We start from the raw sequence: 21,720 nt of genomic DNA, 5'->3' as shown, positions 1-21,720 counted from the left end.
TTCTAGTTCTCCTTTAATTTCTTATCTAAGTGGATCAGGTCCGCATAACTCTCACGTTGGACCGCTAGCTGTGCTTTACCATTTTCAACAAACACAACGGCTGGCCGTGGATTTCGATTATAGTTGGAAGCCATTGAATAGCCATAAGCCCCGGTGTTGAAGATTACAAAAATGTCTCCCGGTTGGCTCTTTGGGAGCGGTTGATTCTTAATCAAGATATCACCTGATTCACAGTATTTCCCGGCAATTCGGACGGTTTCAACCGGCTTTCCATCAACATTGCCTGCAAGAGCGCCTTCATAGTCTGCTTCATATAAAGCTGGCCGAATGTTATCACCCATCCCACCATCAACGGAAACGTACGACTTAATCCCGGGGACATCTTTTCTGGAACCAATCGTGTACAAACTATAACCCGCTGACCCGACGATTGAACGTCCCGGTTCAATCCAAATTGATGGAATTGGTAAATCAGCCTCAGTTGTTTTTTGTTTAATCTCATCCACAATGGCTGAGACGAAGTCCTCTGGGGCGACGGGATGTTCTTCATCGGTGTATTGAATACCAAAACCACCACCAACGTTGATTACCTTCGCCGTGTAATCAAAATTGTCATGCCAGTGCTTCATTACATCAACAAGTTTATCGGCCGCTCCCACAAAGCCTTCGGGTGAAAAAATCTGAGACCCAATGTGAGCATGAACCCCTTTCATATTCATTCGCTTCTCAGAAAGGACCTTTTGTAAAGCTTCATCAGCTTGTCCCGATGCCAGATCGAACCCAAACTTACTGTCGACCTGACCCGTTTGGATGTACTCATGAGTATGAGCTGAAATACCAGGGGTAATCCGTAACATCACGTCGATGTTTTTATCTTGCTCTTCTAGCACGTCGTGGAGTAACTCAATTTCATGGAAATTATCCAACATAATCGTTCCCACTCCGTTTTTGACAGCCATCGTTAGTTCGTCTTTTGATTTATTGTTGCCGTGAAAACTGACCCGTGCCATCGGAAAATCAGCTTGAAGCGCAGTGTACAACTCACCACCGGAAACTACGTCAATTCCAGCTCCCTCTTGCTTCACAATTTGATACATTCCAACCGTGGCAAACGCCTTACTAGCATAATTAACCGAGTATTTAACTTTACGGTCCTCAAAAACCCGTTTAAATTTTTCAATTTGACTCCTGATCTTACTAACGTCATAAACCTCTAGGGGTGTTCCATATTCTTTTGCTAAATCACTGGCCTTAATCCCACCAATGTACAAATCATGATTTCTTATATCTTGCTTATCAATAACCGACTTCATCTCGCACCTCTTAAATAATTTATAAAAAAAGATCTTTTTGCTCAGGAGTTGAACAAAAAGATCTAAAAATAATTAATTTGACATTATTTGATCAAATATTCTTGAATAGCTCCCCGCAGAATATCTGCGACAGTCCGCGATTTATTAAATCACGTCCCAGCACCAGTGCCACTACTCTGACAGAGTGCTTCGGCAAACAACCCTTTCACTAACTTCTTCGACGAGTAAATCTCCATTAGCTAATCTTGTTACCTGCAACCTCTATTTAAATTTGTTAAAAATATAACCCATTTTGACCTGTTCGTCAATTAATATCATCTAAATTAATAACTATTTCACATATTTTGGATTCCAAGATTGATAAATTAAAAATTAATGCTACAATTCAATTTAATTAAATTCTTAAGGATGAATAATTCATGAAAGTAACCAAATTCGGTGGGAGCTCACTAGCTAACGGAGCCCAATTTCAAAAGGTAATTAATATCATCAAATCAGATCCAGATCGGAAGGCAGTCGTTGTTTCTGCTCCCGGGACTCGCTTCAAAGGTGACGTGAAAGTTACCGACTTATTAATCGAGTATGCTAACAAAGTTCTTGACCATGAAGACTTTTCTGACATTCTTAATCAAATTATTGATCGCTATCAAGAAATTGGTGAATCATTTAACGTTCAGACGAAACAGATTACCCAAATTGTCTCACAGTTAAGAGAATTACCTAATCAATCGTTTCTGGATTCTGCTCATCTAATGAGTACCTTTAAAGCTCAGGGAGAATACCTCAACGCGCAAATGTTGACGATGATTTTAAACCAACTTAAAATTCCCGCAAGGTTTATGGATCCAAAAGAAATTGGTTTTAAAGTCACCGGCGACGTTGCCGATGCGCAAATCAATCCCGTTACCTACGGAAACATCAGAAGATTTCGTGACGTTAAAGAAAAAATGATCTTTCCAGGATTTTTTGGGGTCAATGATGATAATCAAATCGCTACCTTTTCAAGGGGTGGTTCCGATATTACCGGCTCAATCGTAGCTCGTGGGCTTCAAGCTGATCTATACGAAAACTTTACCGATGTCAACGCGATCTATTCGGTTGACCCGCGGGTGGTTAAAAACCCGAAAGCTATCGACGTAATGACTTATAGAGAAATGAGAGAACTCTCGTATGCTGGTTTCTCAGTCTTTCATGATGAAGCCATCATTCCAGCAATTCAGGTCGGAATTCCGATCAACGTGAAAAATACATCGGCCCCTGATTTACCCGGAACCCTGATTGTTCCTGAAAATAAATTTCAACCAACTCGCGTAATTACTGGGGTAGCCAGTGCCAAGCACTTCTCAGCACTGTACATTCATCGCTACCTGCTTAACAAACAAGTGGGTTTTACCCTTAAGATTCTCAAAATTCTGTACAAATACAACGTGTCGTACGAACACATGCCTTCTGGAATCGATGACCTGACCATTATCTTTGATAAGGCCCAACTAAATGACCATATCGTCAAAGAAATTACAAGAGAAATCAAAGATGCCCTTCATCCCGATCAAATTCGTTGGATTAATGACTATGCCATCATCATGATCGTTGGCGAGGGAATGCAGTCTGATAATCACACCATTGAAAAAATCATTCGGCCCCTAACTGACAATGGCATCTCCATTCACATGATTAATCAAGGAGCTTCCAAGATTTCCGTGATGCTTGGAACTGACATTAAAGATTCAGATAAAGCCGTCAAGCTAATCTACAGAAACTTCTTTGACAACAACCGACTAATTTATTAGGAGACTAAATTATGACTAAATTACTTAAAGTACACGGATCCGAAAATCAATTCTTTATTTTGGATCAAACCGAATTAGACCAAAAACTAACTGACTCGGAACTTAAAAAACTTGCTCAAACCATTTCAGACCCCAAAAATCACATTTTAAACGGCGCCGATGGGGTCCTGGTGGTTGATTCATCAAACCACCCCAATGCACTGGGAAAAATGCGAGTCTTTAACGCCGATGGTAGTGAAGCTTCAATGTGTGGAAACGGACTTCGGACCGTTTCTCGGTACTTGTCACAAAAGTTTGGTCAGGATGCTTTCAAGGTTGAAACCAACGATGCAGATCTAGATGTGACAAAAGAGAGTGACATTGCACCTGGAGTTCCCGCCTTTAGTGTTCAGATCTCACCAATCTCATTTGACGCTAAGAGTCTGCCCCTTGAAAATATCAAAACACCACTGTTAGATCAGCCAGTCAATGATTTCATTTCTGGATTAGATTATTCAGCGGTCGCAGTGCCTAATCCTCATCTCATTAGTTTTATGAGTATGGATCAAGTTAAATCAGACGATTTAGTTAAGCTAGGCAAAATGCTAAACGGAAAAAACAAGTACTTTACGGACGGCGTCAACGTTAGTTTTGCTAACGTTATGGATCAAAATGAACTTTTCGTTCGAACCTTCGAACGGGGTGTAGGTCTTACAAATGCCTGTGGGACTGGAATGACGGCCACTAGTCTAATTTACGAAATCTTAACTCATGATTCGGACTTTGACGAAACCGTCAATATTTATAATCCAGGTGGTATGGTAAAAACTCACATAAAACGCAGTGGGGTTCACTACGATCTTCATTTGATTGGAAATGCGACTTTTACTAATGAGTTAAATATTAGTGAAAGTGACCTAAGAAACGCCAACCTCGATAATATTCAAATCACCGATACCGGTGAGGAGCAGGATTATCAAGACTTTGTCAAACAGCTTCAAACTAACTAAAAACCACATTGGCCGCTTGTCAATGTGGTTTTTACTTTCAATTAAGATACGATTCCCTTCAAAAGATGGGTGATGTGAAAGAACAGTTGAATCGCCAACTCGGCTAGTAAGAACCCAATCGCCAACGCTCCTGCAATCATCGCGACTTGCATTAAGTAAACAAACGCTAAGTGCGTGTTGCCCGTTGCAATGTATTTCATAACTTCATACGCCTGTCCACCGGGAACAAGCGGAACTAACGCTGGAATGTTAAAAACGATGATTGGCATTTTTTTGTACCGAGCTGCCAGCATTCCCAAGATCCCAATCGTAAACGCTCCAAAGACGTTTCCACCAACGTAACCACCAAAAATCGAATTGTAGGTTAGGTACACTAAATAGCTGGCAACCCCCACCAATCCACCTAGATTAAGAGCACGCGGTGGCACGTTGATCAAAATTGCAAAACAAAGGGTGGCAACGTAAACTCCAATTATTTTCACTAAAATTTCAATCATAAACACCCCTATCCAAACCACTTCAAAGCAAGTGCCACTCCAAATCCTAAAGCACACGCTCCCATAATGGCTTCCATTGCTCTAGCTGGTCCACTAACAAGGTTGCCAGACATTAAATCTCGGACCGCATTAGTGATTTGGACGCCAGGAACAAGCGGCATCACACTCCCAATAATCATATTATCCACACCACTTCCAAGTCCCAACTTTCGGGCTAGCATGGCTAACATGCCAATTGAAATGGCCGCAGTAAATTCGTTTATAAACTCAACTTTCACGATACGATTCAAATAGTCAAAAATAATCCAACCTAACATCCCAATCAGACAGGTAATAAAGAATACCGAATAATCACCACGAAAAACCACTTCAATGGATCCTGAAAGGACCGCAGCCGCTAACATTTTCATCCAGTACGGAAAATAAGTATCCAGATCACTAACGTGTTGCAATTCTTGATAGAACTGCTCTAACGTTGTCTTGTGTTCCGCAAAGCGTCGCGATAAATCGTTCACAGCCGTGATTTTTCTTAAGTCAAAAGCCCGCTTATCAATCTCAGTAATCTGAGTTTCTGAATTATCATTAACGGAAATCATAATTCCAGTAATCGTAATGTAAGTCTTCAAGTTTGGCATCCCAGCATTTCGTGCGATTCGCTTAATGGTGTCATTAACTCGTGTCATTTCTGACCCATTTTCAATCATGATTTTACCCGCCAACATACAGGTCTTAATGACCAAGTCACTATAATTACGAAAACGCGAATCCGGATCCAGTTGATTCTTCCCAAACATGCGACTCACCCCTTTTCTTTAATATTTCTAGCATATCAAAATATAAGTAAAAAATCTCATTGAGTTTTCGTTACAAAAAACTATTTTACGAATGGTATCCAGACAGATATAATTAAATTAGATTTGTAACGGTATCATACAGGAGGAAAAATATGAGTGACAATGTAAAGTTTAGTGATTTAAGTGAGCAGGGCCAAAAAAAGGTTGTTAACGATTTTGTTCCTTTCTACATCAAACTATTTAGGAACAACAACCTGGAAGTTATGAGTACTTTTGACGGTGAATCTGGTGTAATTGCTGATTTAAACCGTGAAATCGTCACTCTGAGTAATAATAGTCCACGAGACGTTGTCGCTGACATCATTGAACTTGACTATGGTGATTTCGCAATCCTTTTAAGTAAATTAAGTCAGACTTACTTTGAAAACGGTAACCCAACCACTGATTGGTCAGAATGGTATGTTAACGAAACCAATAAATTAGATCCAGACAGCACTTTATAGATCACTTTAAAATCACAAAAAAACAGTTTCTTTCTCTAGTAGAAAGAAACTGTTTTTTTATATGTCTTTTCCGTTATCGTAAAATAAATCATCATGTCTTCCCCGGTCAACTTCTGGTTGAATCGTGACATGGTCAATGTGATACTTACTCTTCAATAATTTATTAATCTTATCGTAAATTAATTGGACCTGATCTAAGGGCATATTTTTCATATTAACGTGAGCCGAAAAAACGATGCTGTTTTCATCCACCATCATCGCATGCACGTGGTGAACACCAGTCACCCCATCAATTTTTAATAGATCTTTTTTAATGGCAGCGTAATTCAGTTTGGGTGCACTTTCCATCAAAATCCCCACCGTTTTCCTAATGATGGGCCAACTCTCCCACATAATGTAAAGTGCCACTAGGATGGTCACAATTGGATCCACAATTGTCCAATTCAAGAAAGCAATTAAGATTCCACCAATGATAATTCCAAGCGATGACAACGAATCACTCAACAAGTGGAGGTAGGTGGCTCTCATGTTCAAGTTGTGCTTAGCGCCTTTATTTAACAAAAAAGCAGAAAAGAAGTTGGCCACAGTTCCGACAACTGCAACCACCAGCATTACTGGCCCATTAATTGTTTCTGGATGTGAAATTCGCTTAACAGCTTCAATAATCAAAAAAAGCGAAATTAAAATCAAAAACAATGAATTCAAGAACGCCGAAATAATTTCAGCTCGTTTAAAGCCATAAGTGTTCTGTTTGGTTTGTTGTTTTTTACTTATTCGATGAGCAATATAGCTCAATACAATTGAAATGGAATCCCCCAAATTATGGAAGGCGTCCGAAAGAAGTGACAAACTTCCCGAAAAGATCCCACCCAAAAATTCAAGAATCGTAATGACTGCATTTAATACCGTTACTTCGAAAAATCTCATTCCAGATAATTGATCATTATTCATAATCTTTCTCCTTTAATTCGACTTAAAAAATGTTCCCTGTATAGTGACTCTCTGGCATCTTAGTAAAATCATAAGCCTGGAGTTGCTCGCCGTTTTTCAGGTAAGCATGCAAACTTTCTGAGATCATTAGGTTAAGTGGTTCATCCTTTTGCTGAAAGACCACAACGGGCTTTCCCATTTGAACCCCCGCACCAATCTCATACGCAGTACCACTATCAACATTACTACCACCAAAATCAACCACAGCCACCACTGCTTTAGCTGCTTCTAGATTTTCCATGTCACGATGATAGATCTCGTTCGCCCATGGAAGGGTAAACTGTTCATTTTCAGCGTCCTGATGTTTACGTGGTGAATAAAAATCAGTCACCGTTGGATTTGCCTCTAATGCGTGTTCAACAACTTCAATTCTTTGAATTTGTTCGTTACTAAAAAATGGACTTGCTAAATAAATTTGAGCCATGTTAACTCTCCTATTTTCTGTTTAGTCTTCTACCATTCGCCATTCACCCTCGCCAGCTTTTGAAATTAAATTCAAAAAATGAAGAGCTTCTTTCGCTTGGTCCTGATCGTGTTTATATAATTCGTTTAATCCGGCACCCGTATTAACTGGTCGTGACAGATCAAACTGACCCTTTTTACCAGACTGACCAGTTGTCATTGCTACCACAATCTCGCCACTATTAACCCTGGTGACAATGAAGAAAATGGTAAAATCATCGTCTTTTTTCATGTAAGCAGGCATTCCCCAAATGTCGTCAGCAATTTGCTGCATCTCATAATCTTTGAACTTATAGTCAAGGTGATTCTTCTCATTCACCGGCTTATTAAGTACAAACATCATTTTATCAAAGGATTTTTCACCTAACTGGATGTTATCTTCCACGGAACATTCTCCTTACTTTACTAACTTTATTGTAGCAAATTTTAAAAAATTTACATACTAATTTTTGGAAATTACCTTTTCCATATCATCAGGCAACTTGGCTTCAAAACTTAACTGCCGTCCTTGAAACGGATCAAAGAAAGAAAGCGTAAAAGCATGTAACGCCTGGCGTTTAATTCCCCGATCAAGTGGACCATGATAAAGTCCATCACCAAGTAGCTGGTGACCAATCGATGTCATGTGAACCCGAATCTGATGGGTACGCCCAGTGTGAAGTTTAATTTCTAATAGTGATGCATCACTTAAGTCTTTTTTAACCCAGTATTCCGTCTGTGCGGCCTTTCCCGACGTAGTCACTCGTCTCGCAAAGTTATCACCAATTCGCCCAATTGGCTGGTCAATGAGCCCGTGCTTTTGTGTCATTTTGCCAGAAACGATTGCTAGGTATCGCTTATCAATTTCATGACGATTCAGCTCTTCATTGGCATAACTATTTGCCAAACGATTTTTAGCAACTAAGACCACTCCACTAGTAAACCGATCCAAACGTGTAATAATGTGCGGTCGTAAATTTGCGGCCTCTTCGTTTATTAAATGGCCTTTAATCCGATTCACCAGTGTATCGGATTGGTTGCTTGGGCCTGGAACCGACGTTAACCCAGCTTCTTTATTAACCACTAGCCAATTCTCATCTTCGTAAATTACATTAATTGGTTCAAAACTAACCGCAATTCGTGGATCAGATAATTCATTTGGGAGAAAAACAGAGACGACATCATCAAAGGAAACGTTAACCGACGGCTTGACGGCCTTAGCATTAATCTTAAAAGCATTTTTCGCTCGCTTTAAGTCTGCATACATCCGATGACTAATCCCATGTTGACTCAAAAAGGCCTTGAGCGATATGGGACTAGTATGAGAACTTTTAAAATTAACTTTCATGGTTTTTTGCTCCTTTGACCAAAATAAATAAGGCGATGCATCAAATGCACTGCCCTAATTAAATATTTTTCTGCGTAAAAATTTAATATCCCATACACCAACGGCTCCCATAGCTAGTAGAATAATTCCACAAACTACAAAGGTTAATGCGGGCTTATTGGAACTAAATACCGAATCAATCCCACCTAAAGCAATCGGCGCTAAAAAGATTCCACAATTACTACCAATCAACAAGATGGAAGTGGTTAAGTTCAGAGTTCCTTTGGATGAAATTTCAGTCGCAATGTTTAAAATGTAGGAAACCACAATCGCATCAAGAAAAGTTACTAGGAAAAAGCCAAGCGCCGCACTAAAGAACGAGTGTGATAACCCAATCCATAGCTGACAAAATCCACTAGCAATAATTCCGACGGGCAATAAATATTTCTTCAACTTCATCAGTGCCATACTGAAGACTATACCACCAACTAAACCAAAGATTGGCGCAATACTGATAACAACCGCTGACTGTTGCGTGGAACCAATCCCGGTTCCTTCAATAAATTCAGCAATTCGAACGGTGGCACCCACATACGTAATTTGATATCCAGCAAGTAGCATGGTCCAGAAAAGAACATCAGTATTAATCTTTGGAAAGTATTTGTTTTTTCGTTCCGCTTGATAATGTTCCACTTTTGGTGGTGACGGAACAAAGAAGAAAAACAAGATGGCAACCGGAAATGCCAAGGTATAAATTAGAAAAGCACTATGCCAACCAAAATCAACTAGTAATGCACCAGCAACGTACGCTGAAATGGCATTACCCAACATCTCAAATCCACTTCTAACTCCCATCAGTTGATTCTTTTCTTTTCCCTTAAAGAAGGTTCCAATCAGACTAACGGCCAGTCCATTCAACAAACCAAGCCCAATTCCAAAAGCAAATCGTGAAATAAGCATTACATAATAATTAGTAACAAAAATAGGAATCACTCCAGCGATTCCGCTGACCAGCAACCCGAGTATAACGGTTCTTTTGGCCCCAATCTTTTTAGCAATCCAACTACTTCCAAGCAGAAAGATGATCACTGCTAAAGCTGGCATGGTGGCAATTAACTCAATACTTGAATATGAATGCCCTGGAAATGCACGCTGCCATTGTGGTACTTCCGCTGAAACTGACAGTGATGACGCTAAAACTAACGAAACCGCCAACAACGAAAACTTCATCATCGGGGAATACTTTTTCTTTTGTTGATCCATGAACACCCACCATCCCTTGTTACTTAATTTATTACTTAATGGATCGATTATACAAAAAAAGAGTGGCAAATGAAAGCCACTCTTGCTTAATCGACTAATTAATTGTTTATTCTTTAATCTTTCCCATATGAAGGGTGAAAGCATTCACAGCCACAATGATGGTTGAAGCTGACATAATCAAGGCCCCAACGGCTGGCGAAAGGATAATTCCAATTGGAGCTAAGATCCCAGCAGCAAGTGGCATTGCAATGATATTGTAGCCAGCTCCCCACCAGAGGTTCTCAACCATTTTCCGGTTAGTTGCTCTGGCAAGGTCTAAGAAGTCAATGATATCTTCTGGATCACTTCTAACCAGTACAACGTCAGCCGATTCGATGGCAATGTCGGTTCCAGCACCGATGGCCACTCCAATGTTAGCACGTGATAAACTCGGAGCGTCGTTGATACCGTCACCAACCATCATGACATCATTACCCTTATTCTGATACTCTTTGATGATTTCTTCCTTATTTTGTGGAAGTAGTTCGGACCGATAATCAATATCACCCAATTGATGAGCAACTCGCTTAGCAGCCAAGTCATTATCACCAGTGAGCATTACGGGGGTAATGTTCATTCTTCTAAGTGCCTTAATTAAGTCGATTGACTTAGGACGAAGAACATCTCCTTGGGCAATCACCCCAAGTACCTTATCATCACTTACCAAGTAACTAATCGAATTACCTTGACTAGCAAGATTATCAAATTGTTTATGATCGTAGTCCATGTGATTATCAGTTAGATACTTAGCCGTCACAATCTTATACTCTTTTCCGTCAATTTGTCCCGTTAGTCCAACTCCCTGAATGGCTTGGACGTTCTTGGCTGGGACGACGGAAACTTGATCCTTTTTAGCCTTGGCTAGAATTCCAGCTGCTAGAGGATGACTAGAATTGGCTTCAAGATCAGCAAATTTAGTCAGAAGTTCTTCGTTACTCATATCGGAATCAGAGATTACATCATTGACTTGAAAGACTCCTTCAGTCAGAGTCCCAGTCTTATCCATAAAGACGTAATCCAAACGTTTAACCTCTTCAATTGACTGACGATTTCTGATTAACAGTCCATTCTGAGCGGCAATTGAGGTACTTCTAGCTACGACTAGTGGGATGGCTAAACCTAAAGCGTGGGGACATGCGATAACCAGGACCGTAATCATTCGTTGCAGTCCATAACTTAATCCGCTTAAAATCGTCCAAACGACCAATGCTAAAATTCCAATGATCAGGGCGCCATAGAACAACCAGCGCGAAACCTTGTCAGCTAACGTCTCCGCTTTTGATTTTTCCTTTTGAGCGGCTTGCACCATTTTAATAACTTGAGCTAGGTATCCATCTTTAGCAGTGGCGGTAACTTTGACTTGCATACTACCATCACCGTTGACGGATCCACCAATTACTTTACTTCCCTTTTTCTTAGTCACTGCCTTCGACTCACCAGTTACTAAGGCTTCGTTTACAGCACTAGTTCCAGAATCAACCACGCCGTCAGCTGGAACTTTTTCACCCGGTTGAACCAAAACAATGTCGCCGGCTTTTAACTGGTCTAGTTGAATATCCTTAGTTTCTCCGTTAGATTCAACCAAATGGGCTGTGCTTGGAAGTAGTGCAGCCATCTTTTTAAGCGCATCCCCAGCATTCATGACCGCATCCATTTCAATCCAGTGACCTAGTAGCATAATGACAATCAAGCTTGCTAGTTCCCAGAAGAAATTCATCACATGACCGTTTGGATTAATGAAGGTATTCATAATAAAAGCATACAAACTATAAAAGTACGAAGCTGAAATACCTAGTGTAATCAACGTCATCATTGCTGGAGCATGACTTTTCAACTCATTTTTGGCTCCACTAAAGAATGGTTGACCACCATAAAAGAACAGAATGGTTGAAAGAATCATTACAATCCAATCAGACCCCGGAAAAGTAATCTGAAACGGCAACTTCATCCCCATAAACGGAGAAAGTAATAAGATGGGAATCGTAATAATCAATGAAATCCAAAAGCGCCGTTTGAAGTTTCCCATGTTCATCATGTGGCCGCCGCCCATATCCATTGAACCGTTTCCCATGTTCATAGATCCATGATCCATTTTCATCGAACCATGGTCCATTTTCATTTTAGAATTACCCTTCATGTTCATTTGACTATTATCATTGTCTTTGGGGTTCATATTTTTCATATTATGGTTATCATGATTCATATTCATTTTCCCCATTGAATCATGTTTTCCATTGTCCATATCCTTCATTAAAAAGCTCCTTTCTATTGACAATCCATGCCCATATCGCCTGGTAAACAGTTACAATCCACTTTATCGGGGGCGGTTTTTAGCTTTTGGCTCAAAACTTCACCCAACTTGTGAATATCACTCTTACTAATCTTACTTTGGTTAATCAAATCCATAATGGTCTGGCCTTTACGCATGTCGCACATTTGTTCAAAAAGTTCTTCAGCACTTAGATTCATCGCATTCTGTTCGTTAACAGTGGGCGAATAAACGAAATAGCCTCCCTTTTTAGAACGAGTTAACAAACCTTTCTTAACCAATCGACTAAGTAACGTTTTAATCGTTGACTCTTTCCAATCACGTTTTTTCGTAATCGTGTCAATGATTTTTCGTGATGAGCTATCTCCCATCGTCCAAATCAACCGCATAATTTGCCATTCAGCGGGCGTAATTTCTTCAATTTTTTTGGTTTGATCCAAATAATTCACCTCCAATTCATGGTTTACATCTGTAAATTCAATATTAATCATAATCTACATCTGTAAACTTTGCAACCATTTAATCTATTTCTCAATAAAAAATCGCTCAATCATTGAATTATAACGATCGAGCGATTTTTATTTTAATATTTCCTAAGATAAACTTTATCAACGATGTGCCCCACACCTTTATGAATAATAAGGTTGGCTCTTTCACGTGTTGGTAAAATGTACTCCTTTAAGTTCGGTAAATTGACGGTTTTCCAAACGTTTCCCGCCATTTTAACCGCCTGTTCTGGCTCCTCTTTTGCGTACTTATAGTAATAATTAGTTGGATCCTGAAAAGCCGTTTTCATTAACTTCTTAAAACGATTAAGGTACCAAGTCTCAATCAGATCTGGATTAGCATCGATATAGATCGAAAAATCAGTAAAATCACCAATATAGAGTTTCTGATGATCAGGAATTTGAAGCGTGTTAATTCCTTCAATGATTAAAATGTCGGGATTAGTGATGACATCATAACGATGAGGAATAATGTCATACGTTTGATGAGAGTAGACTGGTGCTTTTACTTCTTTCACACCAGCCTTAATCTTAACCAAAAATTGAATCAATGATTCCATGTCATAGCTTTCAGGAAATCCTTTACGATCAAGAATGCCCTTTTCTTTTAAGACCTTAGTTGGATACAAAAAACCATCAGTCGTGATTAGTTGCGTTTTCATTTCTGGCAATAAATCGGTAAAAAGGTATTGAAGCAAACGCGCTGCGGTTGATTTCCCCACAGCCACACTTCCCGAAATTCCGATGATAAATGGAATTTTAGGCGTTTTACGTTTTAGAAAATCACTTTCAGTAAGCTCCCAATCTTGGTAATGTTTAGAAGCCAGTTCTAATAAGCGTACCAATGGCATGTAAATATCAGAAACATCGTCAAGTGAGATCTGATCATTAAAGGCCTTTAATCTTTCCAAATTAGCCTGTGTAATTGGAGCAGATTCATTTGGATAAAACTGTTTCCATTCATTTTTACTAAATTCATAGAAATCCTTCAACAAAACTCACCTACCTGGTTACTAAATCATACTCATCTTTTGGGACGTCCTTAAACGTTGGTGATAACTCCCCAACTGAAATCACGTCCAGGCGGTGCATAGCACGACTACAAATTGTGTACACTAACTGGTCATCACGCTCCGTTGGATATTCTTCTTTAGAACCATTCCACATTACAACGGCGTCAAACTCAAGTCCCTTAGCTAGATAGGCCGGAACAACAATAACACCCTTGACCAACCGCTGATTTTCGGTTTGAATCAACGTGGATTTAATCCCATCTTTTTTTAGCTCATCATGAACTCGTCGACACTCGTCTAACGATTTAGCAATGACGGCCGTGGTATCACTCGCCTGATCATTTACCTGAATCGTATTCTTTAAAACGTTTATTCCATTATTAAAATCTTTGACAACGTTAATCTTAGGAAGTTCACCTCTTCTAGCAAACGACTGGATCTTACTGCCATCTGGGATCAAATGCTTGGTAAAATCAGTGATTTGTTCAGTTGAACGATAAGACTTATTAAGTTCGATTACCTTGGTCTTCTCAGGATCAAACATCGTCTTCATTTCCCGCAAAAGGCTGTTACTACTCTCATGCGTGAAGATCGCTTGGTTGAGGTCTCCCAGTAAAGTAAACTTAGCCCTTGGAAAATTAAACTTGAGGTAAGCCAACTGAAATGGGGTATAGTCTTGAACTTCATCGACAAATAAATAACGCATATGAATATCAGGACGTTTCCCAGATATTAAATCATACAAATAAAGATAAATTGAAATATCAGCATCACTAATTTTGCCATTCTTTAATCGCTCAATTGATTTTTCAACCCCGTCATTCCATTCTTGTTCATCAATTCCATACTTGCTCAAGTCGGTAATTCTAGGAACGTTTCTGATTAGATTAACGAACTGGCGATTGATACTAACAAATCGACCGCGAGTAATGGCCTTTCTAACGTTTCTAAAAGCGTTTTGGACAATCTTTTTAGCCAAAAAGTTATATTCCTTATCGGGATTATCCATACTTTCGCCATATTTAGCGTAAATGGCCTGAAGTTGTTGCTGGTCAAGTCCTTCAATGGTTTCTTCGACCCACTTCTTTTTCATCTCACTCCCAATGTGACGATTTAAAATCTTATTCAGTTCTTCCTTGGTAGCTTCCAAACGATTCCGTAAGTTATAGTTTTCGTTAAAACGATAGTAGATTTCACTAATATCTTCCTTAGAAATAAAGATATTATCTTCAAATTTAATGTCTTTGAACTGAAAGTTTTCCTTATTTAAATGATGAGCGTACGTTCCAACTAGATCAAAGAAATCCAAGCTGTTTTTGAAGTCAACCACCTTTTGTTGGTGTTTTTCATGAGTTTCGACAAAACGTTCACCAATGGTTTCAACCTCCAAGTGGGGAACTCGTCGGTTGGTGTATTGGTAGTACGTCATCTGAACCATATTTTGTTCCCCTAACTCGGGTAAGACCTCATTGATGTAGTCATTAAAAAGTTGGTTGGGGGAAAATAAGATTACCTGTCCAGAATTCAAATTACCACGATAACGATAAAGTAAGTATGCAATTCGTTGCAAAACCGCAGCCGTCTTTCCTGATCCGGCCGCTCCCTGAACAAATAGCAAATCAGAATCAGTATCACGAATGATCTGGTTCTGCTCTTTTTGAATCGTGGTAACGATGCTCTTCATTTTGGTATCAGACTGATGACTGAGATTTTCTAGAAGTAAGTTGTCTCCAAGGGCTTCGTCTGTATCAAAGATGGTTTCAATCTTACCGTTCTTGATCTCAATCTGTCGCTTTAACTTGACGTCAACCTTTTGGGGACCAGCCGGTGAATCATACGTCATTTCACCAATTCCACTATCATAGTAAATACTGGAAATAGGTGCCCGCCAGTCGTACACCAGATAATCGTCAGGATTATCGGTAAATGACGCTAGGCCAATGTAAATGGTTTCAGTGTGTTTCTCGCCTTCTTCGTGAAAATCAATTCGAGCAAAGTAGGGATTTTGATCCAGCCGTTTTAGCGTATCAAGATCCCTTGCGGCGTTCTTCCAGCGATTCTCACGTTCCGAAAGTAATTGCTGTTGCTGTCTAACCGAGACACCCGTCTCCATCTGTCCACTATATGTACTTGTCTTTAAACGAACATCGTTAAAAAAGTTCTTTTGGATTTCCGATTGGTCACCCTTCGCTTTTTTAATTTTTTTAGCAGCATCGACCTCTGCCATTTCAATTTTGCTTTCAACAAAATCAAGGTGTTTCTGTTCTTCATCTTTAATTGAATTTTCCAACGGATAATCCCTCCTGCTTGCTAAACTTGATTAAATATTCTAACATATTAACTCAACTGAACAAAATATATAAACCAAGGTGATCGTAATATGGACTCAATCTCATTAGTAATTGTTCTACTTGCGGCCCTAATAACTCCATTAGTGATGGCACGATTCCACATTTCAATGCTGCCAACCGCAGTCGTTGAAATCTTAGTTGGAATCATATTAGGTCCCAGCTTATTCAACATCGTTTCCGACTCAAACATTTTATCCATTCTTTCCAAGATTGGTGTGATCGTTCTGCTGTTTTTGAGTGGAATGGAAATCGATTTTTCCTTATTTAAACCCAAAAACAAAAATCCCAGTGAACTAGAAAAAAAATCAAGCAAAACTGCTCCACGATTTTCCTCCGTTCAACTAGCCTTTATGGGGTATGCAACGGTTATCATTCTAGCATTAATCCTAGGATACTTCTGTAAATTAACTGGACTATTTAGTGACTTCTGGTTAGCTTCAATCTTGTTTGCTACCATTTCACTTGGCGTGGTCATCGCAGCCTTAAAGGAAAAAGACGTCACTGGAAGCGCCTTTGGCCAAACCATTCTGTTAATTGCTGCCCTTGGTGAAGTTTTACCGATCTTTGCCCTGACGATCTACGCCTCGGTATTTGGATCCGACAGTAAGTCACTATGGCTCATCCTGATTCTATTTGTGGTAGCAGGTTTTTTATTGTGGTGGTTTAAACGTTTCTTCAAGGTTTCAGACCAAATCAATAAATCAACCACTCAGATTGACATTCGGCTAGCTTTCTTCATCATTGTTTTACTATCAACGATTGCCGTCTTTGTTGGATCAGAGGACATCTTAGGGGCATTCATCGGTGGAATGGTCTATAAATTACTACAACCATCCGAAACCACAAAAGATCGATTGGATTCAATCGGATATGGGCTCTTCATTCCAGTCTTCTTTATCATGAGTGGTGTTGGTTTGAATGTCAAAGAGTTGCTGTCAAACCCAGCGACTTTGGTTCTAATCCCTGTTTTCTTTGCTAGTTACATCATCGCGAAGTTGGGACTTTATCCCATCTTTAGGTTACGTTTCAATAAGCAAAACTCACTGGCTGGAATGGCCCTTCCGAGTGCAACCATCACCATGGTTCTTGCAATTCTCCAAGTTGCTAAGGGGATGAAAGTGATCACATCTCAACAGTCGGGGGCATTTTTGCTTGCAGCAATTATTACCTGTATCATTGGCCCACTGGTCTTTAACAAGGCCTTTAAAGTCGAACCAGAAACCTATCCTAAGATTAAGGTTAATTTCTTTGGGGTTAACTTAACTACCATCCCAGTCGCTCAACAACTTTCAACTGGGTGGTACGACGTTAACGTATACACTGATAATCAGGAGCACTACCGCTCCTATAACAGTCAGGCTAACGTTCATCTTGTTTCTAAGCTTGACCCAAGATTTTTAATTGACAACGGCTATTTTGACTGCGATATCGTCGTTATGGCCTACTTTGATTCAGAGAAAAGTTACGAATTGGCCAAGTCGGCTAAAAAATATGGCGTCAAACGGGTTATCGCTCGTTTTGAAAATCGCGATGTCCTTGATAAGCATCAAGATGAACTACTTTCTCTAGGAGTTGAGATATATAACAACCTTGCCGTTAATATTGCCATGCTAAGAGAGTTGATTGAGGTCCCGTCAACATTTAAGATGATTGAATCTAACGAATCAGTTCTCCATGAAGTTAAACTAACTAATCCGAGTTTGGCTAACATAGCAGTCAAAGACCTTCCCTTTAGTAGTGACATTACTATTAACGAAATCTTTCGCGACCATAAACTACTTCACCCGACCGGTGAGACGATCCTAAGATTAGGTGATCAAATTATTTTCTCCGCCCAAAAGGGAACTGGAATTCAAATCAGAAGTGATTTTAACCCGGAAGCATCACAAAATTAAATTAATTAATCCACTGACTAAGATGATGTCAGTGGATTTTTTATCTGGTTCATGATGATTTACGCAAAACAATATAATGATTATTTCAAATGATTACTAAATTATACCAATTCCACCCGTCCCGTTTATCTTGGACGTTAAAATATGCTAGAATTAAGCAACTAGTGAATCAGGGGGAAATAAAAATGACTTCAATCAATTTATATTTTGTCAGACACGGCCAAACATATTTGAATCGTTACCATCGTTTACAGGGATGGGCAGACTCAGCTTTAACCGATAAGGGAATCACCGATGCAATCGATGCTGGAAAACACCTTAATAAGGTTGATTTCAACAAGGCATATAGTAGTGATACCAAAAGGGCCCGTGACACCGCCGAACTAATCCTAAAGGAAAATCCATCAGGACTAGTTGAACCGATCGAAATGGAAAACCTCAGAGAAGAGAATTTTGGATACTTTGAGGGCAATGACATGGGACAAGTTTGGCACATCATTGGGGGGCCGTCTGGCGCTGATTCATACAGTCAAATGATCGCCACTTATACGATGGAAAAGACCCGCGACATGATTGCTGACGCCGATCCATACGGGGATGCCGAAAATGATTCACAGTTTTGGAAACGAGTTCAAACTGGGCTGGACGAAATCGTTAACAACGCTGAAGATGGTGATGATATTCTCATTACTGCTCATGGAACTCTCATTCGAAGTATCGTTAGTCGTTTTAGTGACATCGATATTAGTGAACCCATTCAGAATGGCAGCGTCACTAAAGTTGATTATAAAGATGGCGATTATATTATCAAATACTATAACAACATTTCAGATCCAGTCTAAAGGAGTATAAATGATCGACAACTTTACTGATGTAATTACAATTGGTTTAGATTTAAATGATGCTAATTTTCAGTACTCAATGGAGGAACTTAACAACTTAGTCACCGCGAACAACATGCATAGCGTTGAAACCGTGACCCAAAAATTGGATCACCCTGATCCAGCAACCTACTTCGGCAAAGGTAAGGTTGAATTTCTAGAACAACTCGTCAAAACGTCTGGGACAGATATCATTGTGGCAAACGATGAACTCAGTCCTAGTCAAATTCGAAACCTTGAAAAATTAACCAACGCTAAAATCATTGACCGAACTGGGCTAATTTTGGAGATCTTCGCCAATCGAGCTCGTTCTCGTGAAGCCAAGTTACAGGTCCAGCTTGCCAAACTAAACTATCAACTCCCAAGGCTCCGTACTAGTGCTAGTCAACGATTAGACCAACAGTCTGCTGGTGGCGGACTAGCTAACCGTGGTGCGGGTGAAACCCAAATTGAATTGAATCGTCGAACCATTCAACATCAAATCACGCACGTTCGTCACGAATTAAAGGAAATTGACAAATCATACGACACTCAAAGTAAAAAGCGCAAACAAAACGATTTGAAAACCATTGCTCTTGTTGGTTACACCAACGCGGGCAAATCCACGATTATGAATCAACTGGTAAAACGATTTGGTGAAAACGAGGAGAAAGAAGTTACCGTTAAAAACATGCTATTTGCCACCTTAGACACCAGCGTGCGAAAGATTGAGCTACCAAACCATAAACGTTTCCTTGCAACCGACACGGTTGGTTTTGTCAGTCAACTTCCGCATCAACTAATTCAAGCCTTTAAATCAACTTTAAAAGAGGCAAGCAACGCTGATATCTTGGTACAGGTAGTTGACTACTCTGACCCAAATCAAGAACTAATGATGCAAACTACTGAAAAAACTCTAAGAGAAATCGGGGTCCCCGACATTAACATGATTAAGGTCTTTAATAAGGCTGATAAGAGTGGAGAAAATTATCCCGTTCGTGAAGGCAATAACATCATCATGTCAGCTCTTGACCCTGATTCAATTAATTTATTAATCGACATAATTTCTCAAAACTTGTTTAAAGATTACGTCAAAAAGACGTACCTCATCCCTTTCAGTAGTGGCCAAGTAGTTTCGGACCTAAATGAAAACGAAACGGTCTATCAGACTGACTACACCGATCAGGGAACGAGGTTGAAAGTTGAACTTCCCGAAACATCGGCCAAAAAATACCAAAAATACGAAGTTAATTAATAAAATTACATTGACATTTAATATGGATCGCGGTTAAATGGTCCTATACTAATTTAAGAGAACAATATTTAAAGAAACCGCCCAAGAGAAGCCGACGTTATTCTGGAAGTTGGCTGACTAATCTTTATTTAACCACCTCTTAAAACACATTAATACGCAACAAAAAGCGCTCTGAAAATTTCAGAGAATTTTGGGTGGAACCGCGCAAATTTGCGTCCCTGACATTTAGTTGTCAGGGACTTTTTTTTATTCTCAAAGGGAGGAATTTTATATGAAGAAACCAAAAGAAGAGTCCAATGTAAAGTTAAACCGTTCTTTAGGAATTTGGTCCGCACTCTCACTTGTAGTTGGAACCATCATCGGAGTTGGAATCTTTGTTAGACAAGCTGCCGTTCTAAACGATGCAGGATCAGCAAATGGTGCCATGCTGGCTTGGCTAGCCGGGGGACTTCTGACTTTAGCCGCGGGACTTTCAATTGCCGAGATTGCCTCGCAAATTCCAGAAACCGGTGGACTATATGCATACATGGAAGTCATTTATAACAAGTTTTGGGGCTTTTTATCTGGATGGATGCAGATTATTGTTTATGGTCCCGCAATGATCGCTTCACTTGGAGCTTATCTTGCCATCCTATTAGGTGACTTTTTCCATATTTCACCAGAATGGAACATTCCGATAGCTATCATTGCAGTTGTTGCGGTTGGTCTATTAAATACCTTTCCCAATCGATTTGGGGCTGCTTTTTCAATTATTACCACAATTTGTAAGCTCGTCCCAGTCGCAGCGCTTATTATCTTCGGACTTTTCTTTGGTCACGCCGATGCTTTTACTCAAAGTATTAGTGACGTCCACTCCTCAGTTGGTGGTTTTGGAGTTGCCATGTTAGCCACTCTATTTGCCTTTGACGGGTGGATCCTAGTTGCTAACCTTGGTGGAGAAATCAAAAATCCTAAAAAGATGCTACCACGCGCTATTACCTTCGGAATTTTAATTGTCATTGCCATTTATATGCTAGTTTCATACGGTGTTTTAAAAAGCATTGGTCCCGAGAAAATTCATGATCTTGGAACAAATGCCATTCCATACATGGCTAACAAAGATTTTGGAATGATTGGTGGGAAGATTTTAAGTATCGGTATCATCATCTCAATCATCGGTTGCATGAACGGAAAAATCATGACCTTTCCCCGTATCATGTATGCCATGGCGAAAGAAAATCAACTTCCGTTCTCTAAGCAGTTAGCTTACCTCAATCCAAAGACCAGAACGCCAGTGGTATCAATTGCTGCTGTTCTAGTAATCGTAATCATCATGATCTGTTTCTTTGATGCCGACCGACTCTCAGAACTATGTATCTTTACCGTCTATTGTTTTTACGTGATGGCGTTCTTCGGCGTTTTCATCCTTAGAAAACGTTACCCCGACCGAAAGCGAGTTTTCTCAGTTCCACTATATCCATTTACACCAATCGTAGCTATTTTGGCATCCCTTTTCGTAATCTGTTCAGAAATTGGATCAGACTTCTATGGAGTCGTTTGCTCACTGGGAATCGTTGCACTCGGGATTCCAATCTATTACTTTGAAGTTACTCTCAAAAGAAATAAGGCTAAAAAATAAGAGATCT

At 39.7% G+C, this 21,720-nt stretch carries 19 protein-coding genes and 1 riboswitch; of the genes, 7 read left to right on the top strand and 12 right to left on the bottom strand.

Going from position 1 to position 21,720, the window contains the following annotated elements:
* Positions 1–2: 2 nt before the first annotated feature.
* On the bottom strand, positions 3–1,313 hold the full coding sequence (gene lysA / locus AC6UDA_RS02380) for a diaminopimelate decarboxylase (RefSeq protein WP_500710805.1): 1,311 nt from the start codon (positions 1,311–1,313) through the stop codon (positions 3–5).
* 98 nt (positions 1,314–1,411) lie between these two features.
* Positions 1,412–1,585: riboswitch (Lysine riboswitch) on the bottom strand.
* A gap of 147 nt (positions 1,586–1,732) precedes the next feature.
* On the opposite strand from lysA, the gene AC6UDA_RS02375 reads away from it, so the two are divergent.
* Together AC6UDA_RS02375 and dapF are read left to right on the top strand one after the other, a co-directional pair.
* On the top strand, positions 1,733–3,103 hold the full coding sequence (locus tag AC6UDA_RS02375) for an aspartate kinase (RefSeq protein ID WP_500707203.1): 1,371 nt from the start codon (positions 1,733–1,735) through the stop codon (positions 3,101–3,103).
* Positions 3,104–3,114: 11 nt separating this feature from the next.
* Positions 3,115–4,092 (top strand): diaminopimelate epimerase, encoded by a 978-nt coding sequence (dapF, locus tag AC6UDA_RS02370; RefSeq protein ID WP_500710803.1) that lies wholly within the window; start codon positions 3,115–3,117, stop codon positions 4,090–4,092.
* A gap of 41 nt (positions 4,093–4,133) precedes the next feature.
* On the opposite strand, the gene AC6UDA_RS02365 is transcribed toward dapF, so the two are convergent.
* Together AC6UDA_RS02365 and AC6UDA_RS02360 are read right to left on the bottom strand one after the other, a co-directional pair.
* Positions 4,134–4,589: a threonine/serine exporter family protein gene (locus AC6UDA_RS02365; RefSeq protein WP_500693517.1), complete on the bottom strand. Its 456-nt coding sequence runs from the start codon at positions 4,587–4,589 to the stop codon at positions 4,134–4,136.
* An 8-nt stretch (positions 4,590–4,597) separates the two neighbouring features.
* Entirely contained in the window at positions 4,598–5,383 is a 786-nt protein-coding gene (locus AC6UDA_RS02360; protein ID WP_500693516.1) for a threonine/serine exporter family protein, read from the bottom strand.
* A gap of 152 nt (positions 5,384–5,535) precedes the next feature.
* On the opposite strand from AC6UDA_RS02360, the gene AC6UDA_RS02355 reads away from it, so the two are divergent.
* Entirely contained in the window at positions 5,536–5,886 is a 351-nt protein-coding gene (locus AC6UDA_RS02355; protein ID WP_500695246.1) for a hypothetical protein, read from the top strand.
* A 57-nt stretch (positions 5,887–5,943) separates the two neighbouring features.
* Here AC6UDA_RS02355 and AC6UDA_RS02350 read toward each other — a convergent pair whose 3' ends face one another.
* The 9 genes from AC6UDA_RS02350 to helD form a co-directional block, all read right to left on the bottom strand.
* Complete coding sequence (locus tag AC6UDA_RS02350; RefSeq protein WP_500693514.1) at positions 5,944–6,837, bottom strand: cation diffusion facilitator family transporter; 894 nt, start codon at positions 6,835–6,837, stop codon at positions 5,944–5,946.
* Between the two features lie 22 nt (positions 6,838–6,859).
* Positions 6,860–7,300 carry a nucleoside 2-deoxyribosyltransferase gene (locus AC6UDA_RS02345; RefSeq protein ID WP_500693513.1) on the bottom strand — a complete coding sequence of 147 codons (441 nt, stop codon included), beginning with the start codon at positions 7,298–7,300 and terminating at the stop codon, positions 6,860–6,862.
* A 21-nt stretch (positions 7,301–7,321) separates the two neighbouring features.
* Positions 7,322–7,723 carry a hypothetical protein gene (locus AC6UDA_RS02340; RefSeq protein ID WP_500710801.1) on the bottom strand — a complete coding sequence of 134 codons (402 nt, stop codon included), beginning with the start codon at positions 7,721–7,723 and terminating at the stop codon, positions 7,322–7,324.
* 57 nt (positions 7,724–7,780) lie between these two features.
* A complete protein-coding gene (locus AC6UDA_RS02335; RefSeq protein WP_500710799.1) occupies positions 7,781–8,665 on the bottom strand; it encodes an RluA family pseudouridine synthase in 885 nt (294 codons plus the stop codon).
* A 54-nt stretch (positions 8,666–8,719) separates the two neighbouring features.
* Positions 8,720–9,907 carry an MFS transporter gene (locus tag AC6UDA_RS02330; protein ID WP_500693510.1) on the bottom strand — a complete coding sequence of 396 codons (1,188 nt, stop codon included), beginning with the start codon at positions 9,905–9,907 and terminating at the stop codon, positions 8,720–8,722.
* A 106-nt stretch (positions 9,908–10,013) separates the two neighbouring features.
* A complete protein-coding gene (locus AC6UDA_RS02325; RefSeq protein WP_500710796.1) occupies positions 10,014–12,197 on the bottom strand; it encodes a heavy metal translocating P-type ATPase in 2,184 nt (727 codons plus the stop codon).
* 14 nt (positions 12,198–12,211) lie between these two features.
* Positions 12,212–12,664: a CopY/TcrY family copper transport repressor gene (locus tag AC6UDA_RS02320; RefSeq protein WP_500699327.1), complete on the bottom strand. Its 453-nt coding sequence runs from the start codon at positions 12,662–12,664 to the stop codon at positions 12,212–12,214.
* A 134-nt stretch (positions 12,665–12,798) separates the two neighbouring features.
* On the bottom strand, positions 12,799–13,713 hold the full coding sequence (gene coaA, locus AC6UDA_RS02315) for a type I pantothenate kinase (protein ID WP_500693508.1): 915 nt from the start codon (positions 13,711–13,713) through the stop codon (positions 12,799–12,801).
* 10 nt (positions 13,714–13,723) lie between these two features.
* Positions 13,724–16,024, bottom strand: a complete 2,301-nt coding sequence (gene helD / locus AC6UDA_RS02310) for an RNA polymerase recycling motor HelD (RefSeq protein ID WP_500710794.1) — start codon at positions 16,022–16,024, stop codon at positions 13,724–13,726.
* A gap of 90 nt (positions 16,025–16,114) precedes the next feature.
* Here helD and AC6UDA_RS02305 point away from each other — a divergent pair, with 90 nt between their 5' ends.
* The 4 genes from AC6UDA_RS02305 (at position 16,115) to AC6UDA_RS02290 (ending at position 21,713) form a co-directional block, all read left to right on the top strand.
* The gene (locus tag AC6UDA_RS02305) at positions 16,115–17,980 is read left to right on the top strand and encodes a cation:proton antiporter domain-containing protein (protein ID WP_500693506.1); all 1,866 of its coding nucleotides are present in this window, start codon (positions 16,115–16,117) and stop codon (positions 17,978–17,980) included.
* 185 nt (positions 17,981–18,165) lie between these two features.
* Positions 18,166–18,822 (top strand): histidine phosphatase family protein, encoded by a 657-nt coding sequence (locus AC6UDA_RS02300; protein ID WP_500693505.1) that lies wholly within the window; start codon positions 18,166–18,168, stop codon positions 18,820–18,822.
* Positions 18,823–18,832: 10 nt separating this feature from the next.
* Positions 18,833–20,095 carry a GTPase HflX gene (gene hflX / locus AC6UDA_RS02295; protein ID WP_500707211.1) on the top strand — a complete coding sequence of 421 codons (1,263 nt, stop codon included), beginning with the start codon at positions 18,833–18,835 and terminating at the stop codon, positions 20,093–20,095.
* Positions 20,096–20,366: 271 nt separating this feature from the next.
* Positions 20,367–21,713 (top strand): APC family permease, encoded by a 1,347-nt coding sequence (locus AC6UDA_RS02290; protein WP_500707212.1) that lies wholly within the window; start codon positions 20,367–20,369, stop codon positions 21,711–21,713.
* Positions 21,714–21,720 lie beyond the last annotated feature (7 nt).

The sequence above is a fragment of the Fructilactobacillus sp. X8R4C1 genome (assembly GCF_059900905.1).
The sequence above is the reverse complement of the archived record's forward strand: the minus strand, read 5'-3'. Positions and strand labels throughout refer to the sequence as shown.

What these genes read in the sequence shown, in the direction of transcription:
- lysA (WP_500710805.1), bottom strand. Translation starts at nt 1,313, where the DNA reads ATGAAGTCGGTTATTGATAAGCAAGATATAAGAAATCATGATTTGTAC.
- AC6UDA_RS02375 (WP_500707203.1), top strand. Translation starts at nt 1,733, where the DNA reads ATGAAAGTAACCAAATTCGGTGGGAGCTCACTAGCTAACGGAGCCCAA.
- dapF (WP_500710803.1), top strand. Translation starts at nt 3,115, where the DNA reads ATGACTAAATTACTTAAAGTACACGGATCCGAAAATCAATTCTTTATT.
- AC6UDA_RS02365 (WP_500693517.1), bottom strand. Translation starts at nt 4,589, where the DNA reads ATGATTGAAATTTTAGTGAAAATAATTGGAGTTTACGTTGCCACCCTT.
- AC6UDA_RS02360 (WP_500693516.1), bottom strand. Translation starts at nt 5,383, where the DNA reads ATGTTTGGGAAGAATCAACTGGATCCGGATTCGCGTTTTCGTAATTAT.
- AC6UDA_RS02355 (WP_500695246.1), top strand. Translation starts at nt 5,536, where the DNA reads ATGAGTGACAATGTAAAGTTTAGTGATTTAAGTGAGCAGGGCCAAAAA.
- AC6UDA_RS02350 (WP_500693514.1), bottom strand. Translation starts at nt 6,837, where the DNA reads ATGAATAATGATCAATTATCTGGAATGAGATTTTTCGAAGTAACGGTA.
- AC6UDA_RS02345 (WP_500693513.1), bottom strand. Translation starts at nt 7,300, where the DNA reads ATGGCTCAAATTTATTTAGCAAGTCCATTTTTTAGTAACGAACAAATT.
- AC6UDA_RS02335 (WP_500710799.1), bottom strand. Translation starts at nt 8,665, where the DNA reads ATGAAAGTTAATTTTAAAAGTTCTCATACTAGTCCCATATCGCTCAAG.
- AC6UDA_RS02330 (WP_500693510.1), bottom strand. Translation starts at nt 9,907, where the DNA reads ATGGATCAACAAAAGAAAAAGTATTCCCCGATGATGAAGTTTTCGTTG.
- AC6UDA_RS02325 (WP_500710796.1), bottom strand. Translation starts at nt 12,197, where the DNA reads ATGAAGGATATGGACAATGGAAAACATGATTCAATGGGGAAAATGAAT.
- AC6UDA_RS02305 (WP_500693506.1), top strand. Translation starts at nt 16,115, where the DNA reads ATGGACTCAATCTCATTAGTAATTGTTCTACTTGCGGCCCTAATAACT.
- AC6UDA_RS02300 (WP_500693505.1), top strand. Translation starts at nt 18,166, where the DNA reads ATGACTTCAATCAATTTATATTTTGTCAGACACGGCCAAACATATTTG.
- hflX (WP_500707211.1), top strand. Translation starts at nt 18,833, where the DNA reads ATGATCGACAACTTTACTGATGTAATTACAATTGGTTTAGATTTAAAT.
- AC6UDA_RS02290 (WP_500707212.1), top strand. Translation starts at nt 20,367, where the DNA reads ATGAAGAAACCAAAAGAAGAGTCCAATGTAAAGTTAAACCGTTCTTTA.